Raw genomic sequence first — 18,780 nt, 5'->3', positions numbered from 1 at the left:
GTCTCAGGGTCCATGGACGGAGCAGTAACGGCCTCAAAGTGGATTCCTCGCTGTGAGGGGTGCGGTGAGCGGCGACCTGGGGCTGCGCACGGGCAGACGACAGGCGCACATTCCCTTCACGCCTGCAATCGTGTCAACAGTTCGTCAGATTCCCGTGCCGTTTTTGGCATCAGAATTACGAGATGTCCTATGCGTGACATGAGTCACGTGAGAGGAATGTGAGAATCCGGTGATTTTTCGAACGCGTGATCCGTAAGGTGCGTTCGAACTGGGGTCCGCCGGTTCGGCAAGGGCCCCCTGTCTGTGTCCTGTGGGGGGGATCCAGTTGTCTCGTCGGGGTGGCTTCTTCGCGCGCTCGCGCACCGGCCGGTCGCGTGTCGCGGCGGTCTCCGTATTCGCCGTTCTCTTCTCCGGGTTAGGCCTTCCGGCAGTCCAGGCGGCTGCCAAGCCACCCGCGGTATGGGTGCCGCCGAACACCCCGCTGCCGGAGGCCAAACCGGTGAAGGGCTCGGATGCGCGGCCGCCCGACCAGTCCGCGCCGACCGGCCGGAAGTGGCTGCCAGATTCGAACACAAGGGCCCCGTCCGGTAAAGCGACGGTGGTGCTGAAAGGCCCTCAATCACCCCTCTCGGCCGTTGCCGGTGGCGATTTGGCCAAGGCTGGATCTCTACCTATTTGGATTGCGCCAGGAAATATCGCAAACAAGCCAATAGGTGGTTCCGTAGCGGCTCCGGGTAGCAGCAGCACGGAGGGCGCGCTGCGCGTCGAGGTGAAGGACGAGACCCTGACGCGGGCCGCCGGCGTGAACGGCGCCCTGGTCTCCCTCAGCGACGCCGCGTCCGCCGCTCCGGCGGGCAAGGTCAAGATCGGCTTCGACGTCTCCGAGTGGGCCAGGTCCGCCGGGGCCAACTGGGCCGACCGCGCCCGCCTGGTCCAGCTTCCGGCCTGTGCCCTGACCACCCCAGGGGCCGACGGCTGCACGACGCGCACCCCGGTCGCCGCCCGGCGCGACGGCTCCGGACGCCTGGTGGCCGAGGTCGACGTACCCAAGCCGCCTGCCGTCTCCGTACTGGGGCCCCAGTCCACCGGCAGTACCCCGAGTGCGGGCCAGGTGCCGCTGGCGCCCCCGCAGAGCGTGGCCCTGGCAGTCGAGCCCGGCCCGTCCGGTGCCAGCGGTGACTTCACGGCGACCCCGCTGCTGCCGTCCGCTTCCTGGCAGGCCGGGGCGAACGCGGCGAACTTCACCTACGGCTACACGGCCGAGGTCCCCTCGGCCATCGCCGGAGCGGCACCGAGCATCGTCCTCGGATACGACTCCTCGTCCATCGACGGCCGCACCGCATCCACGAACGCGCAGGCCGGCCCGATCGGCGAGGGCTGGGACTGGAGCCCCGGCTCCATCTCCCGTTCGTACAAGGGCTGCAAGGACGCAGGCATCAAGGACTCGGGTGACGAGTGCTGGGCTGGCGACATCCTCTCCCTCTCCCTGGCGGGCCACGCGGGCCAGATCGTCCGCGACGACACCACATGCACGTACCGCCTCCAGGGCGAGGACGGCACGAAGATCGAGCGGCTGACCGGCCAGCGCAACTCCGCCTGGAAGGGCGAGGCCTTCAAGGTCACCACCACCGACGGAACCCAGTACTACTTCGGCTCCAACCGGCTCCCCGGCGGTGACGGCACCGACCCCGAGGCCAAGTCCGTCTCCACCGTCCCCGTCTACTTCAACAGTGGCCAGGACAAGTGCCTCGGCGCCCAGACACCCGCGAACGGCTCATGGCAGCAGCTCGGCTGGCAGTGGAACCTCGACTACGTCGTGGACCCGCACCAGAACCTGATCACCTACCGCTACGAGCAGGAGAGCAACCACTACGGGCGCGGCGGCGGCCAGAACAACGGCACCGGCACGTCCACCCTCTACCAGCGCGGCTCCTACCCGACCTGGATCGGCTACGGCCAGCGCCTGCCCGACCAGATCGCGGCGAAGGGCACCGCCAAGACCGCCGCCCAGGTGTGGCTGCGAACCGCCGAACGCTGCCTCCCCAGCGGGGCCATCACCTGTGACCCGGCGCAGCGCACCAAAGCCAACGCCAAGTCCTGGCCCGACACCCCGGTCGACCAGGAATGCGCCGCCACCGGCCAGTGCCTGAACCTCTCCCCGACCTACTTCTCCACCAAGCGCCTGACGAAGATCGACACCGAGGTCTTCGGCACCGGCGGCTACCGCTCCGTCGACTCCTACGCCCTGAACCAGTCCTTCCAGGATCCGGGCGACGGCACCTCGCCGACCCTGTGGCTCGACTCCGTCCAGCGCACCGCCACCAACGCCAGGGCCGCGCAGACGCTCCCGGCCGTGTCCTTCGCACCGCTGCAGATGCCCAACCGAGTCGACGGCCTGGTCAGGCGCCCCGACGGCACCGACGCGTCCGCGCCCCGCTACTACCGGCCGCGCATCCAGGCGATCACCACCGAGACCGGCGGCCGGATCAACGTCGTCTACAAAACCCCGGAGTGCTCCCGGGTCAACAGCACGATGCCGTCCTCCGAGGACAGCAACACGATGTCCTGCATGCCGGTCAAGTGGTACCTGCCCGGCCAGTCCTACCCGGACCCGGTCAACGACTGGTTCAACAAGATCGTCGTCCAGTCCGTCACCCAGCAGGACATGGTGGCCGGCCAGGTCAGCACGGTCACCGAGTACGAGTACGGCGGCGGCATCGCCTGGCACCGCAACGACTCCGAGTCCGCCGATGCCAAGACCCGCACCTGGGACCAGTTCCGCGGCTACGCCACCGTCACCACCAAGACCGGCAACGGCAACGAGGCCGAGGCCCCGCGCACGAAGAGCGTCGCCACGTTCCTGCGCGGAATGGACGGCGACGCCCTCTCCAACGGCACCAAGCGCAACGTGTCGGTTTCGGACACCCACGGCGGCAGCATCAAGGACGAGGATGTCCTGTCCGGCTTCGTCCGCCAGTCCCAGACCTACGACCGCGACGGCGGAACCGTCATCGCCGACGAGGTCACCACCCCGTGGCTCGGCGCGATCACCGCGACCCGCGCGCAGTCGGGCGGCATGCCCCCCATCACGGCCCGCGCCCTGAACACCGCCAAGGTCACCAGCCGCGCGAAGCTCGCCAACGGCACCTGGCGCACCAGCGAACGCACTTCCACCTACGACAACACTCTCCTCTCCCGCCCGCTCCAGGTCGACGACAGAAGCGACCTGTCGCGCCCCGACCAGCGCCTGTGCACCACCTTCGAGTACGCGGCCGGCCCCGGCGGCGGCCTCACCCAGCTCGCCTCCCGCACCCTGGTCCTCTCCGGCGCCTGCGGCCAGACCCCGACCACCGCCAACACGGTCGGCGACACCCGCGCCTATTTCGACAACCTCCCCCTCGGCCAGTCCGGCGCGACCGCCGACCAGACGGGCACCGAGGTCCTGGAGAAGTATGACGGCGCGGGCAAGCCCGTATACCGCCTCAACATCACCTCCGCCTACGACGTATACGGCCGCATCACCACCACCACCAACAAGGTCCGCAAAGACGCCGCCCACCCCGACGGCGCGGTGACCAAGACCGAATACCGGGCCCTGCCCAACGCCCTGCCCTACGAGGTCACCCACACCAACCCGCTCGGCTGGAAGACGGTCACCACCCTCGACACCGGCCGCGCCCTGCCCATGAAGACCACCGACGAGAACGGGCACGTCGCCGAACGCGGCTACGACGCCTTCGGCCGCGTCGTCGCCGTCTGGCAGCCCGGCCAGAACCGGGACACGGACCCGCCCGTACGCAAGTTCTCGTACGCGATGAACGGGACCAACGCGCCGTCCACGGTTCTGAGCCAGACGCTCATGAACGACAACGCGTACATCGCGAGCTACACCATCTACGACGGCCTCGGCCGGGTCCGCCAGACGCAGGCGCACACGCCCTCCGGCGTCAAGGGCCGCATGGTCACCGACGCCGTGTTCGACTCACACGGCTGGCAGGTCAAGACCAGCGCCCCCTACTACAACGACGAGAAGGCCCCCGGAGCGGCGCTGTTCCTGCCCAACGGCGGCGTCAACCCGGACAGCAAGATCCCTGCGCAGACCGTCTCCGTCTTCGACGGCCTCGGCCGCTCCACCGCCTCCGTCTTCCAGTCCTACGGCATCGAGCAGTGGCGCTCGAAGACCGAGTACCCGGGCGCCGATGAGGTCCGTACGATCCCGCCGACCGGCGGCTACGCCACGGCGAGCATCACCAACGGCACCACCTCCATGCTGCGCCAGTACAAGAGCAACACCCCCACCGGCACCTACGACGAGACGACCTACGAGAGCAACACCCAGGGCCAGGAACTGCGCCGCAAGGACCCTGCGGGCAACGAGTGGACCTTCGCCTACGACCTCCTCGGCCGCACGGTGAAGACCACCGACCCGGACTCGGGCACTGCGACCACGGTCTACGACGACAGCAAGAACCTCGTCACCGCCACCGACGCCCGGGGCAAGAGCGCCACTACCGTCACCGACCTCCTCGGCCGTACGGTCGCCACGTTCGAGGGTACGGCCGTCGACCCGGCCAAGCAGGTCGGCTCCTTCACCTACGACACGAAGGCCCTCGGCAAGCCGGCCACCACCACCCGCTACGTCGGCGGAGCCTCCGGCAACGCCTACGTCTCCGAGGTGACCGGCTACGACGGGGGGTACCGCCCACTCGGCACCAAGATCACCATTCCGGCCGTCGAGAAGGGTCTCAAGGGCACGTACGAGACCACGAACACCTACGACAAGTACGGTCAGCTCAAGACCACCACCTTGCCGGCCATCGCAGAAGCCGGGCTGGACAAGGAAACCCTGACCTTTGGCAGCGACATCGCCGGCAAGTTCACCTCGCTCGGCAGCAAGATGGGGGAGCAGGAGACCCGCACGCCGTACGTCGTGGACATGCGCTACGACCCCTACGGCCGCGCCATCCGCACCACCGTCGGTGGCACCGGCATGCAGGTGGTCTCCACCACCGACTACGACCAGGCCACCGGCCGCCCAATCCGTTCCACCCTGGACAAGCAGACCGCGGCGACCGCCAGCGTCGACGTCAACGACTACACCTACAACCGGGTCGGTCAGCTGACCTCCATCAGCAGCACACAGGACGGCGCGGCCCGCGACCTGCAGTGCTTCACCACCGACTACCTCGGCCGCCTGACCCAGGCCTGGACCGACACCGGCACCGCCACGACAGCACCCCAGCCCAGCGTCCGGGGCATCGGCGGCTGCGCCAACAGCGGCGGCCCGGCCGTCGACGGCACCGGCAAGCCCAGCGTGGGCGGGCCGGCTCCGTACTGGCAGCTGTACGAGTACGACAAGCTCGGCAACCGCACCAAGCTGGTGAAGAAGGACGTCACCGGCAACGCGGCCAAGGACACGACGGTCACCCAGACCTTCGGCGCCGACCCCAACACCCCTTCCTCCGACCCGAAGACGGGCGGCGGCACGGGCGGGCCGCACGCCCTGTTGACCTCCACCGAGACCAGCACCGCCGGCACCAAGGTCACCTCGTACACGTACGACGCGACCGGCAACACGGCCTCGATCACCAGCACCCCGGGCACCAGGACCCTGGACTGGAACGGCCAGGGCAAGCTCGACAAGATCACGGGAACCGGCGAGAGCGCGGGCACCAGCTACCTGTACGACACGGGCGGCAACCAGCTCATCCGCCGAGACCCCGGCAAGACCATGCTGAACCTCGGCACCGACCAGATCACCCTGGACACCGCCACCGGCAAGGTCTCCGACGTCCGCACGTACGGCGCCCCCGGCGGCCTGTCCATCACCCGAACCACCACCGCGGGCACCTCCACCCTCAGCTACCAGTCCTCGGACCACCACGGCACCAACGGCGTCCAGTTCGACGCCACCGACCTTGCCCAGGTCCGTCGCCCGGCCGACCCCTTCGGCAACGAACGCGGCACCCAGCCCGCTCCCGGCAGCTGGGCGGGCGACAAGGGCTTCGTGGGCGGCACCAAGGAGAAGGAAACCGGCTTCACCCTCCTCGGGGCCCGCGAGTACGACCCGACGACGGGCCGCTTCATCAGCCCGGACCCGATCATCGACGCTGCCAGCCCCCAGCAGTGGAACGCGTACGCCTACGCCAACAACAGCCCGGTCAACTCGTCGGACCCGAGTGGTCTCCTTGCCTTCAGTTGCGAGGGGAGTAGTTGTTCCGATGAAATGCGTGACGCCGACAGCCGGGACGTTTCCATCGCAGGCTGGGCTGCCGGACCGGGTCCTCAGCAGGTGGCACTGAACCGGGCCAACGGGGAAGTCGTCAAGGCCAAGAAGAAGCGCGATGAACTGAAGTCCGCCGTCGTCGACCTGATCGGCGACCTGATCGGCTACAACGACGCCCGTGACTGCTTCACCAAGGGCGACGTCATGGCCTGCATCAACACCGCCCTCAACGCGGTTCCCTGGGGCAAGCTCTTCAAGGCGATCAAGGTCGGCATCAAGGCCTTCCAGATCTACAAGGAACTCAACAAGACCTACGACGCCATCAACGCCGGCGAACGCAGGGCCGCCCAGGCGATGGAAGCCTTCACCACGGCCAAGAAGGCCGAGGACGAAGCAGCAGCGGCAGCGGCCAAAGTAACAAAATCAGCGGAAGAGAAAGCAGCCAAGGAATCGGCAGGCGACACCGCTGGTACCGAGGCGAAAGCAACCAAGGGCGAGGCAGACACAGCCAAGGGCGAGGCGGAGTCAGGCAAGGGCGGCGATTCCGACACCTCTTCGACCGTCACTGAGTGCAACAGCTTCCCGGCGGGTGTCCGGGTTCTGATGGCCGACGGCACCAAGAAGTCGATCGAGGACGTCCGCGACGGCGACACCGTCATGGCAACCGACCCACAGACCGGCGAAACCGCACCCAAGACGGTGACCGCCACCATCACCACACCGGACGACAAGGACTTCACCGACCTCACCCTCACCGACGACGCCAACCCCCGCGGCCCGCCCGCCGAGCTCACCTCCACCTACCACCACCCGTACTGGAGCGAATCCCGCAACCAGTGGGTCGACGCCGGCGAGCTCAAGCAGGGCGAGCACCTCCGCCAGCCCAACGGCACCACCCTGACGGTCACTTCGGTCCGCAACTACCCGCACGCCGTCACGACGCACAACCTCACCGTCGCCGACCTGCACACGTACTATGTGCTGGCGGGCGCGACGCCGGTCCTTGTCCATAACTGCGGAGGAATGAAAGCCTCCGACCAAGTGCGCGACTTGGTGGGCCAAGGCAAGATGAGGGAAGCCGCCGATGTGCACTATGAAGACCAGGTGAGGGCGCGCACGGGTGGTACGTCGCAGATGATTAACGGGCGTGAGGTCGACGCCGTTACAAGCGACGCGCTAATTCAGGTGAAGCGGACGTGGACGGCAGTCAATCGGCCCAAGAATTTCCTGAGTAAGTCGACGAGAAATCAGATCAAGGCCACTCTCTCAAGTGCAGACGAGATGGGCGTGAGGGCTGAATTCTGGTTCAAGTATGGCGTCCACCGTGATGTCCGAAGCTACATCGAGGGTAAGGGCGGGATTGTCCGCACCGGATTTGGGGACTGATCGCCGTGTCGAAGTACTTCAATGTGCGAGGGTTCCTGGACTGTGATTACAGCGACCTGGACGTGATCCGGGACGTCGTAGTGCAGTACAGGAGCAGGGGGACGCAGTTCCATCTGACCGAAGAAACGGTCGCCTTGTATATGGATGGGTGGCTGTACCAGAAGAGAGAGATCAACTGGATCGCCCACGCGTTCTTCGGGGCGTCAATGAAGGGCGGGGGCGTGGAGCTTGTCCTTGATCAGCTGGAGAGAATCGCGGAGTTGATTCCTGAGCTGGAGGGAGCGTTCTTCGTGGACGATGACGAGGGCGGCCCTTCCGGTAGGTGGCAGGTAGCGAATGGGCGTGTATCCATCCATTAAGAATCTCGCGATCTGACGTTGCGCGCCGCGCTTCGCCTCAGGGCAAGTCGCCTTCTGTGGTGGCTGGTGCAGCAGGTGGAATAGTCCCGCTGAATTCTGAAATGCAAGATGTCATTTCGATGATGGAGAGAGTCGACCAGTTCGGCGAATTGACATGAAATACTGAGAGGCCCCACCGGTGATCACCGGTGGGGCCTCTCAGCCGTTTGACGGCAACGGTGACGGCAACGTCAGCGGACGCCTGCCGAGGAGGGCGGGGCGTCAGGGTGGTTCTCGGGCCGACCGAGGGCGTCGTTGAGGGTGTCGATGGCTTGGCGTTGGAGGCGGATCCTTACGTGGGGGTAGACGTCGGCGGTGACGCCGATGTGGGCGTGGCTTCCTTGATGACGACGAGTTCGACGCCCTGTTCCAGGAGCAGGGTGGCGGTCGAGTGCCGCAGGTCGTGGAAGCGGATGCGGCGCAGGGCTGGTCGGTCCAGGAGGCCGCGGAAGCTGCGAGTGAGATTGGCCGGGTCGAGTGGGGCACCGGTTGGAGTGGCGAAGACGAGGCCGTTGTCTTTCCACACGCCAGCTGAGGCACACAGAAGTGACTGAGCGTCCCCGGAGCCTTGGGCTCTCCGGGGACGCTTCGCGTTCATGCGTCAGGGCTGGTACTCGTAGCCGATCGTGAACCGGGGCGGCAGGCACCATTCCCCGTACTCGATGATCCCTTCCGAGTCCGACCACCTGTGGGCACCGGCCAGGATCGGTGAGCCGACGGCTAGCCCCAGCGCGCTTGCCTCCCGCGCGTCGGCGGGGCGGGCGTGCATGTCGTCCCTGGCGTGGGTGATCGTGCGCCCGGTGGCTTCGAGCACGCGCGAGGACAAGCCGTGATTGCGGCCCGGAGCGGTGTTCAGCAGATCGGGGACCAAGGCGGCGAACGGTGCCGGGTACCAGGTCACCGCGAACACGGTCCGTGTCTTGCCGCGGCCGGCCAGCCACTCGCGACGGACGACCTGGTCTCCGGTATCCAGATCGAAGATCTCGGCCACGTACAGCGGCGGGGCGATCAGCTCGGCAGCCGTCACACGGCTCGTCTCTCCCTCCGCCAGGAACGACTTCACCCGCTGGACGCGGGCGAGTCGGTCCCGCGCCGACAGGGTCCACCTCGGGTCATCTGCGACGAACGTACCCCTGGGGGTGGTGCGGATGAAGTTCTCGACCTGGAGAGCTTGCAGAGCACGGGACACGGTGGCGGCTGCGGCCTGCCACTGTCCGGCGATCTCCCGGTTGGTCGGCAGCTTGGCACCCGGCGCGAGCTCGCCCGACAGGATGCGCTCCCGGAAGTGATCAGCGATCTTCGTGAACGTCTTGGGACTGGGCATAAGGCGTGCCCCTCCATTGAGTTGACGTGCTGTCAGTGAGGGCACACTAGTGCACTGCGAACCGTAGCGGGAGTGCTTCGGCCACTCGAATACTGAACTAGAGCACCGACCTGTCAACAGGTCAGCCATGTGACGTTCGAAGGGTGGCGACGCACCATGAGTGAGCCGACCAGGTACTCGACTGCGACTGTTGAACTACCGCTGCGACTGGAGCCGGACCCGGATCCCGTCGAGGGTTGTGCGGGCTGCACCGAACTGGCCAACGTACGCGACCGCGCACACATGGTCGGCGACATGACGACCGTGACCGACTGCAACGTCTACATGCGACGCCACCCCGAAGGCCACCAGTGACCGCCCGAGCCGTGTACCGGCATGTACCCCACACCATCCGGCACGTCCCCGAGGGCGGCATTACCTACGAAGCTTTCTGCGTCACCGCAGGCTGCGACGCTGAATCCGGCCCGCACGATGAGCAAGAGGCCGCACAAGCCTGGGCCCTTCGCCACGCCGGACGCACTGGCCACGACCTCTTCAGACGCATCTTCACCGACCACGCGAAAGTGACCCGGGCCGAGTAGGCGCAGCTACGGCAGCACCACCTGAAGCCACGCCAGCCAAGCCGACGCCCGAGGCCGCATCCCCGGCACGAGTCTCCACCGATGGCCATGGCGTACAGCGGAAGAGTGATGCGTCCAAACTTTCTATACGTCTTCAAGGCGACCCGCTGACGCGGGTCGCGCGCGGCACGGCCGCCCACCCGGCCCGCTCTCGGCTCCGCCACCGCGGGCCGGCCAGCGACCAGGCCGCGCAGAGACAGCGCAGCGTTGTGCCGGAAGCGCGGAGGAAGCCGGACGCGTCCGCACGACGAGCGCCAGGCCGACGGCGAGGCAGCAGCTGGGAGTCGGCTGATGCGCAGCTCGTGAGTGGGGCGGTCGGCTCCGTGGGCTTTACCCACCTGTTCGGGCCGGGGCCCGAGTCGGGCAAGGCCAGGGGGCCACTCGTTCAAATTCCGGGCAGGATCAAAGCCTGCCCGAGTTGCCGGCCAGCGTACGGCCCCCTGACCATGCCCGACCCCAACCCGAACAGGACACCGGCCAAAGCCCACTCCGCCGCCCTCACGCCCGTGACCGTCTGGCGGCAACGCCGACGGCAACAAGGGCGCACAACACGGTACTTCCACGCACACCCACGGACTGGCTGAATTCCGCTGACCCGCGAAAACGCAGATGACAATACCTCAGCACGCACACGTACTATGTGCTCGCAGGTGCCATTGCGGCCCTTGTCCACAACACGAGCTGCACTGAGCTGCCTTCCCAGAATGACGACGAGTTCGTTGTCCTTGGAAGACTGCCAGACACTGAAATGGCGACAAACTTGCCAAATCGCGAAGTCCTCAACATGGAAGGGTGGAGCATTCAAAACAACGATGCATTCATCCAGGGGGGATCGAAAAGCGGCAGAAGGCGTATCACGCCACACCTGTTGACGGTAGGGCGCTGACAAGTCCACTAGGTGAGTCTGTGTATGCCGCGAGTTGAATCAGCTTCTGGAGGCTGGATATACATTCTCCCGGGAGGGTAGGTCCGCCTACGGCTACATGATTCCTGGTCGTCTCTGATGACCTCCATCTTTGGGGTGAGTGTGATTCTTTCAGGCCGGATTGTCGAACTAATATCCCGAGAATTTGACGGAGATTTCCGCGAAAAGATAATAGCGGATCTCGCGGGCGTTGATGAGTCCACCTTCGGGGTGCAGGATCTGGAAAGGATCGCCGGGGCTATCGTCATCCTGTGCAAGCAGGGAATCCAGCTCGATGTTGCTTTGGACGTAGCACGGAGCGATTGGCGGGATCTGCTGATGGCTTCTGGCCTCGCTGGTGATGATTGGCAAGCGGTGCTTGAGAGGGAATTCTCCCGGTAGAGGGTGGCGGTGTCAGAGTTGCAGGGCTCTGACGCGGCATAGGTGCCAACGGGTCCCGCTGAGCCCCTGTTCGGCGGGGCCCGTTGCACGCAGCGGGCGAGATTGGCGGGGCCGGGACGCGGCGGCGCTGGTCGATCGCGAGGGCGGAGGGATCGAGGCGATCGCCTTGCGGGTGCGGTCGGAAGTCATGTCGTCCACGAGGAACAACGCCCGGGTCCAGGCACGACCGCTTCGTCGGCACGGGCCTGGGCAGCCAGACTGTCGCTGAGGTCGGCGTGGGTGAGTGCGTGGACGCGCTTGCGCCTCCACCTACCGCCACCCGTACTGGAGCGAGACCCGCCACGGCTGGGTAGACGCCGGCGAACTCACCCAGGGCGAGCGGATCCGACAGTCTAATGGCACCACCCTTTGGCGAGCTCCAGGCCGAGAGCGCAAAGTTCAACTTGTGGTCGGGAACTGTGGGTAAATCGTCACTCTCTACCGAGGCACTATTTCGGCGAAGTGTCGCGTCCAGGGAGTTGACTCGACATGTCTACGAGGCGTGGATCGCGTATTCCGTTGAATTCACACAAGGTGGGCGTAAAGTTAGGGTTGCGATTTCGGAGCGTCGAGCACTTAAGGTGGCGCTAATCGATGCAAAAATCGGCCTTGTCGGCCTGCAGAAAATTGGACTTGAATTGTCGCGTTTTTCCCTGGGCTTGGGGTGTGAGGCGGGTCGTAAGGGGAGGAAGCGGTCAGAAGGGGTGCCAGCGGGTTTCGCGGTCGCCGTTGCGGAGGGAGGCGACCCGGCGGCGGAATTCGGCCAGGGCCTTCGGGTTGGCCGGTGCGTGTTGGGAGACCCAGGCGCAGCTGGCCGTCTCGCGGGCGCCGCGCAGGACCCCGCAGCCCTCCCACTCGCGGACGTCCCAGCCGTACGCGGTCACGAAGGTGTCGTAGTCCTCGGCGGGCAGGCCGTACCGGTCGCGGGAGAGCGCCATCACCACCAGGTCGTGCTCGCGCAGATCGGCCGATACGGTCTCCAGGTCGACCAGCACCGGGCCGTCCGGGCCCACGTGCACGTTGCGGGGCAGCGCGTCGCCGTGGACGGCCCCCGGGGGCAGGTGCGGGGTCAGGGTGGCCACCTCGTCGGCGTAGGCGTCGCGGCGGGCCCGCAGGTACGCCGCGTCCGCCGGGTCGACGGCGTCCCCGGCCAGCCGCAGCCAGCGCTCGACCCCGCCCAGCAGGTCCCGCGGCGGAAGGGCGAACGGCGGCGCGGGCAGGGCGTGGAGCAGCCGGAGCAGCTCCGCCAGATCGGCCGGGCCCGCCGGACGGACCGCCTCCGGGAGCCGGTGCCACAGGGTCACCGGGTGCCCGCCGACCAGCCGCGGCGCGGCCTCGGCCGCCCGGACCGCCGGGATGCCGGACTCCGCGAGCCAGGCCGCCACCCCGAGCTCCCGGGCCGCCCGCTCCAGCAGTGACGTCTCCCGGCCCACCTTCACCACCAGCTCGCCGACGGCGAACACGGCGTTCTCGCCGAACGCGAGGAGTTCCGGCTCCCGCCCCGCCCCCGCGCCGAGGCCCGCCCCCGTCCCGAGGCCCGCCGCCGTCAGTACGTCCCTGGCCTGCGCCTCGTCCATGCCGTTCGCTCGTCCCTCGCCGGATCGTCGTGAATCCGCCAAGTCTCGCACCCCGGTGTCCGGTGCCTTGACGCGCCATCAGGGGCTGCGCACGATGGCCGAGGAGGATCGCGGACGGTCCACCCGGAAGGCGGGTACATGTGACCTCGGCCATCACCTCCCCGGCGGGCCGCCGGGCCGACCACGGGGCGTGGTTCCTGGTCCTGCCCGCGCTCCTGCCGATCCTGCTGCTCAGCGTAGGACCGCTGCTCTACGGCCTCGCCCTCGCCTTCACCGACTCCCAGTCCGGCCGGACCTCCCCCACACAGTGGGTGGGGCTCCTCAACTTCCGGGACCTGCTCCACGACCGGCTCTTCTGGGAGTCCTTCCGGATCGGCCTGCTGTGGGCGGTCGGGGTCACCGTCCCGCAGTTCCTGCTGGCCCTCGGCCTCGCCCTGCTGCTCAACCAGAAGCTCCGCTTCCGGTGGCTGGCCCGATCGCTCGCGATCATCCCCTGGGCCATGCCCGAGGTGGTCGTCGCCGTCATGTGGCGGCTCGTCTACCACCCCGACGCGGGGGTGCTCAACGAAACCCTGTCCGGCCTCGGCCTCGCCGGGGACACCGACTGGCTGAGCGGCCTGGCCACCGCCCTGCCCGCCGTGATCGTGGTCGGCATCTGGGCGGGCATGCCGCAGACCACGGTCGCCCTGCTGGCGGGCCTGCAGAACACCCCGCACGAGCTCCACGAGGCAGCCGCGCTCGACGGCGCCGGGGCCTGGCGCCGGTTCCTGACGGTGACCTGGCCCGCGCTCAAGCCGGTGGCGCTGTCCATCACCGCGCTCAACTTCATCTGGAACTTCAACTCCTTCGCGCTGGTCTACGTACTGACCAACGGCGGGCCCGGCGGCCGTACGCGGCTGCCGATGCTCTTCGCGTACGAGGAGGCCTTCCGGTACGGGCAGTTCGGGTACGCCGCCGCCATGGGCTGCGTGATGGTCGCGGTGATCTCGGTCCTGCTCGCCTTCCACCTGGCCGGACGGCTCCGGGGAGGGGACAGCTGATGGACTCGCCCAGCAGTCGCAACCGGAGCCGGAGCCGGAGCAACAGCCGCAGCCGGGGCCGGAGTCCCAGCCAGACCAAGGTGCGGGTCCGCGCCGCGCAGTACGCCGCGCTCGCCGCCTACCTGGTCTTCCTCGCCTTCCCCTTCCTGTGGCTGCTCTCCACCGCCTTCAAGCCCCCGCGCGAGCTCGGCAGCCTGCACCCCACCTGGATCCCGCAGGACCCGACCCTCGGCAACTTCCGCCAGGCCTTCGCCGAACAGCCGCTGCTGCACGCCGCGTTCAACAGCCTCACCGCAGCCCTGTGCGCCGCCGTCATCGCGGTCGTCCTCGCCACCCCGATGGCCTTCGTCCTCGCCCGCCGCCGGGGGAGGCTGTCCACCGGCGTCACCGGCTGGGTGGTGGTCAGCCAGGCCTTCCCCTTCGTGCTGGTGATCATCCCCCTGTTCCTGCTGCTCAAGAACCTGCACCTGGTCAACTCGGTGCCCGGACTGGTCCTCGTCTACGTCGTCTGGTCGCTGCCGTTCGCGCTGTGGATGCTGACCGGCTACGTCCGGGCCGTGCCCCCGGAGCTGGAGGAGGCGGCGGCGATGGACGGGGCCGGCCGGCTGCGCACCCTCGTCTCGGTGGTCGCGCCGCTGCTGGCGCCGGGGATCGTGGCCACCGCGCTCTTCGCCTTCGTCACCGCCTGGAACGAGTTCTTCTTCGCCCTGGTCCTCCTCAAGACCCCGGAGCAGCAGACCTTGCCGGTCGTCCTGACCCACTTCGTGGGCGCGGAGGGAGCCGCCGACCTCGGCCCGCTCGCCGCCGCCGCGTTCCTCGCCACCCTGCCGTCCCTGGTGATCTTCTCGGTGATCCAGAAGCGGATCACCGGCGGCATGCTGGCCGGGGCGGTGAAGAGCTGATGGGGACCCGCGCACGGCGGGCCTGCGCACGTTCCGCCGCCGCGCTCGCCCTGCTGGCCGGACTGCTCGGCGGCTGTTCCGCCGGAGGCGGCGGCTCCGCGGGAGGCGGCTCCGACGGGGTGGTCCGGCTGCGCTTCCAGTCGCTCGCCTGGCAGAAGGAGTCCGTGGACGCCAACAAGGCCCTGGTCGCCGAGTGGAACGCCGCCCACCCCGGCATCCAGGTCCAGTACGTCCAGGGCTCCTGGAGCAGCGTCCACGACCAGCTGCTGACCTCCTTCGAGGGCGGCGAGGCCCCCGACGTCATCCACGACGCCTCCGACGACCTCGCCGACTTCGCGTACGGCGGCTTCCTCGCCGATCTGCGGCCGCTGCTCTCCGACCGGCTCAAGGCCGACATCCCGGCCCGCAGCTGGGAGACCACCACCTTCGGGCCGGACGGCGGGGTGTACGGGGTGCCCTTCCTCCAGGAACCCCGGGTACTGATGGCCAACACCGCGCTGCTGCGCGAGTCCGGGGTCCGTGTGCCGACGCCCGAAGCCCCTTGGAGCTGGGCGGAGTTCCGCACCGCGGCCGAGCGGCTCACCGCCGACGGCCGGTACGGGGTGGCCTGGCCGCTCAAGGACCCCGTCTCGGCGACCCTCAACCTCGGCCTGTCCGCGGGCGGCCGGCTCTTCCACCGCGAGGCCGACGGCAGGGCCGTCATCCGCTGGGAGGAGGGCGACTCCGTCGTCCCCGCCACCATCCGGGCCCAGATCCACACCGACCACAGCGCTGCCCGGACCACGCTGGGGATGGGCGGCTCCGACACCCTGCCCGGCTTCTTCGGCGGCAGGTACGCGATGGTCCCGCTCGGGTTCTCGTACCGCCAGCAGATCGTCCAGCAGGCCCCGCCCGGCTTCGACTGGCAGGTGCTGCCGCCGCCGGCCGGGGCGGACGGGCTGCCCGGGCCGCTCCAGGGAGTGAGCCCGCAGACCCTGTCGATCGCGGGTGACAGCCCGTACAAGAAGGAGGCGGCGGCCTTCATCGACTTCCTGCTGCGGCCGGCCAACATGGTCCGCCTCGCCCGCGGGGACTGGATGCTGCCGACGGGGAACCAGGCCCTGGCCGATCCCGCCCTGCGCACCCCCGAACACGGCTGGGCCACGGGCGCCGCGCTCGCGCAGGGGCTGCGCCCGGCGCCCGCGCAGTCGGTGCGCGGCTATCCGGAGTGGAAGGACAAGGTGGCGACCCCCGCTCTCCAGGAGTTCTACAGCGGTGCGATCGACCTCGGCGAACTGGAGAAACACCTGGTCAGGGACGGGAACCGGGTCCTGGCCCGGTACCAGCGCTGAGGGCGGCCCGGTAAAAGCCAGTTGCACGAGACGTATCGTCTCGTTATGGTCCTCGCATGACCTCAGCCAAGCCCGCACACATCGCCATGTTCTCCATCGCCGCCCACGGGCACGTGAACCCGAGCATCGAAGTGATCCGGGAGCTCGTCGCCCGCGGCCACCGGGTGAGCTACGCCATCCCCGCAGCCTTCGCCGAGAAGATCGCGGAGACCGGCGCCACCCCGGTGATCTACACCTCCACCCTGCCCACCGACGACGAGCCGGAGGCCTGGGGCACCGAGCTGATCGACAACCTGGAGCCCTTCCTCGACGACGCCATACAGGTCCTCCCGCAGCTCGCCGCTGCCTTCGAGGGAGACGAGCCGGAACTCGTCCTCCACGACATCACCTCCTACCCGGCTCCCGTCCTCGCGCATCGCTGGGGCGTCCCCGCCGTGTCCCTTTCCCCGAACCTGGTCGCCTGGGAGGGGTACGAGGAGGAGGTGGCCGAGCCGATGTTCGCCGGGCTGAAGGCCTCCGAGCGCGGGCAGGCGTACTACGCCCGGTTCGCCGCCTGGCTCATCGAGAACGGCCTCGACGGGCAGATCGAACGTCTCCAGAGTCGCCCGCGCCGCAGCCTCGTCCTGATCCCCAGGGCGCTCCAGCCGAACGCCGACCGCGTCGACACCTCCGTGTACACCTTCGTCGGCGCCTGCCAGGGCGAGCGCGCCGAGCAGGGCGGCTGGCAGCGGCCCGCGGCCGCGGCGGGCAAGCGGGTCCTCCTGGTCTCGCTCGGCTCCGCCTTCACCAAGCAGCCCGCCTTCTACCGGGCCTGCATGGACGCCTTCGCGGACCTCCCGGACTGGCATGTCGTACTCCAGATCGGCAAGTTCACCGACGAGGCCGCACTCGGCGAGATCCCCGCCAACGTCGAGGTCCACCGCTGGGTTCCCCAGCTGGACATCCTGCGCCAGGCCGACGCCTTCATCACCCACGCGGGCGCCGGGGGCAGCCAGGAGGGCCTCGCCACCGGCACCCCGATGGTCGCCGTCCCCCAGGCCGTGGACCAGTTCGGCAACGCCGACATGCTGGTCTCGCTCGGCGTGGCCCGGCACGTCCCGATGGACCGGGCCGACGCCGCCACCCTCCGCGAGGCCGTCCTCGCCCTGGTGGACGACCCGGAGGTCGCCGCCCGCGCGGAGGCCGTCCGGGCCCAGATGGCCACCGAAGGGGGCACCCGCGAGGCCGCCGACCTGATCGAGGCCGAACTGGCCTAGTGCTGAAGCGCTGTAGCGACCCGTGAGAAAGGAGTTAATGCTGTGGGGGAGCAGGTCGGGCCCTGTCGATAAACACCTCGACATCGGTCGGGGTGATCGGGGACGCTTCGCGAGATGACCAGAATCGACGACACGCCGCCCGCGTGGGACGAGCGCACCCAGCTCACCACGTTCCTCGACTACACACGTGACACCGCCCGCGCCAAGTGCGATGGCGTGACCGAGGAGAACGCCCGCAAGGCCCTCCTGTCGGCCTCACCGCTGATGACCATGAGCGGAGTGGTCAACCACCTCCGTTGGGTCGAGTACTACTGGTTCCAGGTGGTCTTCCTCGGCGAGGAGGACCGGGGCCCCTGGACCGAGGAGGACCCCGACCGCGAGATGCGTATCGCCGTCGACTTCCCGCTCACCCAGTTGCTCGGCGAATACGCCGAACAGAGCGCCCGCTACCGCGAACTGGTCGCCGGGAACAGCCTGGACACCCAGGCCGAGCGAGCCGTCCGCAACGGCCTCCGCGTCGACCTGCGCTGGATCCTCCTCCACCTCACCGAGGAGACGGCCCGTCACAACGGCCACCTCGACGTCCTGCGCGAGCTGCTCGACGGCACGACCGGCGGCTAGGACGCGCAGGGACATGGCCGGCGGACAAGTCCTAGGGTGCCCCCATGACGAAGAAGGACGCCACGAAGAACGACGCCACGAAGAAGGCCGGTGCGAAGAGGTACGCGGCGCTGCTGCGCGGGATCAACGTCGGCGGGAGCAAGAAGGTCCCCATGGCCGAGCTGCGCGCCGTGCTGGAGGGGCTCGGTCACGGCGAGGTGCGGACGTACCTCCAGAGCGGCAACGCCGTCTTCAGCAGTGCGAACGAGGATCCGGCGGTGCTCGCCCGGGAGTTGGAGGCGGCCATCGAGGCGCACTTCGGCTTCCGGGTGCCCTGCCTGGTGGTGGACGGGGAGTACCTGCGTGCCGTCGCGCGGGCCTGCCCCTTCCCGGCCGCCGAACTGGAGGGTAAGCAGCTCCACGCCACCTTCTTCGCCGAGCAGCCCGGTGCGGAGCGTTTCGCCGCAATCGAGGAGGCGGCGTACCTCCCGGAGGAGTACCGGATCGGCGACCGCGTCCTCTACCTCTACGCCCCGGACGGCCTGGGCCGCTCCAAGCTGGGCGAGGCCCTCGCCAGGCCCGCCGTGGTCAAGGGCATCGACGTGACGACCCGGAACTGGAACACCGTCGCCAAGCTCGTCGAGCTGACGGAGGACTGACGGAGGACTGACGGAGGACTGGCGGAGAGGACTGGCGGAGGACTGACCGCGACGGGCCGGCCGGGCCCACCTGACCTGCCGCGCCCCGCCCGGCAGGATTCGGCTCCGCTCCACCG

General features: G+C 68.4%; 12 protein-coding genes and 2 pseudogenes. 10 read left to right on the top strand and 4 right to left on the bottom strand.

The annotated features are described in order from the left end of the window. The first annotated feature begins 769 nt into the window (after window positions 1-769). Together OG447_RS32340 and OG447_RS28515 are read left to right on the top strand one after the other, a co-directional pair. Entirely contained in the window at window positions 770-7,612 is a 6,843-nt protein-coding gene (locus OG447_RS32340) for a restriction endonuclease fold toxin (protein ID WP_323181871.1), read from the top strand. 5 nt (window positions 7,613-7,617) lie between these two features. Beyond that, complete coding sequence (locus OG447_RS28515; RefSeq protein ID WP_266940304.1) at window positions 7,618-7,971, top strand: hypothetical protein; 354 nt, start codon at window positions 7,618-7,620, stop codon at window positions 7,969-7,971. A 230-nt stretch (window positions 7,972-8,201) separates the two neighbouring features. Here OG447_RS28515 and OG447_RS28510 read toward each other — a convergent pair. After that, window positions 8,202-8,533, bottom strand: a pseudogene (locus OG447_RS28510) (tyrosine-type recombinase/integrase); the annotation flags it as partial. 78 nt (window positions 8,534-8,611) lie between these two features. Continuing rightward, on the bottom strand, window positions 8,612-9,334 hold the full coding sequence (locus tag OG447_RS28505) for a GntR family transcriptional regulator (RefSeq protein WP_266940303.1): 723 nt from the start codon (window positions 9,332-9,334) through the stop codon (window positions 8,612-8,614). 156 nt (window positions 9,335-9,490) lie between these two features. Here OG447_RS28505 and OG447_RS28500 point away from each other — a divergent pair, with 156 nt between their 5' ends. Both OG447_RS28500 and OG447_RS28495 read left to right on the top strand, forming a co-directional pair. After that, window positions 9,491-9,688: a hypothetical protein gene (locus tag OG447_RS28500; protein WP_266940302.1), complete on the top strand. Its 198-nt coding sequence runs from the start codon at window positions 9,491-9,493 to the stop codon at window positions 9,686-9,688. A gap of 1,269 nt (window positions 9,689-10,957) precedes the next feature. Then, complete coding sequence (locus OG447_RS28495) at window positions 10,958-11,260, top strand: hypothetical protein (RefSeq protein ID WP_266940301.1); 303 nt, start codon at window positions 10,958-10,960, stop codon at window positions 11,258-11,260. Window positions 11,261-11,375: 115 nt separating this feature from the next. Here the strand turns inward: OG447_RS28495 and OG447_RS28490 are convergent. Both OG447_RS28490 and OG447_RS28485 read right to left on the bottom strand, forming a co-directional pair. After that, a pseudogene (locus tag OG447_RS28490) lies at window positions 11,376-11,559 on the bottom strand (tetratricopeptide repeat protein); the annotation flags it as partial. A gap of 435 nt (window positions 11,560-11,994) precedes the next feature. Continuing rightward, on the bottom strand, window positions 11,995-12,876 hold the full coding sequence (locus OG447_RS28485) for a phosphotransferase enzyme family protein (protein ID WP_266940300.1): 882 nt from the start codon (window positions 12,874-12,876) through the stop codon (window positions 11,995-11,997). A 140-nt stretch (window positions 12,877-13,016) separates the two neighbouring features. Between OG447_RS28485 and OG447_RS28480 the strand changes: the two genes are divergently transcribed. The 6 genes from OG447_RS28480 (at window position 13,017) to OG447_RS28455 (ending at window position 18,664) form a co-directional block, all read left to right on the top strand. Continuing rightward, a complete protein-coding gene (locus OG447_RS28480) occupies window positions 13,017-13,916 on the top strand; it encodes a carbohydrate ABC transporter permease (RefSeq protein ID WP_266940299.1) in 900 nt (299 codons plus the stop codon). Further along, window positions 13,916-14,818, top strand: a complete 903-nt coding sequence (locus tag OG447_RS28475; protein WP_266940298.1) for a carbohydrate ABC transporter permease — start codon at window positions 13,916-13,918, stop codon at window positions 14,816-14,818. Before OG447_RS28480 ends, OG447_RS28475 begins: the two co-directional genes overlap by 1 nt. Next, window positions 14,818-16,149 (top strand): sugar ABC transporter substrate-binding protein, encoded by a 1,332-nt coding sequence (locus OG447_RS28470; RefSeq protein WP_266940297.1) that lies wholly within the window; start codon window positions 14,818-14,820, stop codon window positions 16,147-16,149. Before OG447_RS28475 ends, OG447_RS28470 begins: the two co-directional genes overlap by 1 nt. Window positions 16,150-16,205: 56 nt before the next feature. After that, window positions 16,206-17,405, top strand: a complete 1,200-nt coding sequence (gene mgt / locus OG447_RS28465) for a macrolide-inactivating glycosyltransferase (RefSeq protein ID WP_266940296.1) — start codon at window positions 16,206-16,208, stop codon at window positions 17,403-17,405. A gap of 114 nt (window positions 17,406-17,519) precedes the next feature. Then, window positions 17,520-18,026: a DinB family protein gene (locus tag OG447_RS28460; protein WP_266940295.1), complete on the top strand. Its 507-nt coding sequence runs from the start codon at window positions 17,520-17,522 to the stop codon at window positions 18,024-18,026. Window positions 18,027-18,070: 44 nt separating this feature from the next. Next, a complete protein-coding gene (locus OG447_RS28455) occupies window positions 18,071-18,664 on the top strand; it encodes a DUF1697 domain-containing protein (protein ID WP_266940294.1) in 594 nt (197 codons plus the stop codon). The last annotated feature ends 116 nt before the right edge of the window (window positions 18,665-18,780 follow it).

The organism is Streptomyces sp. NBC_01408 (assembly GCF_026340255.1).
GTDB lineage: Bacteria > Actinomycetota > Actinomycetes > Streptomycetales > Streptomycetaceae > Streptomyces.
The sequence above is the reverse complement of the archived record's forward strand: the minus strand, read 5'-3'. Positions and strand labels throughout refer to the sequence as shown.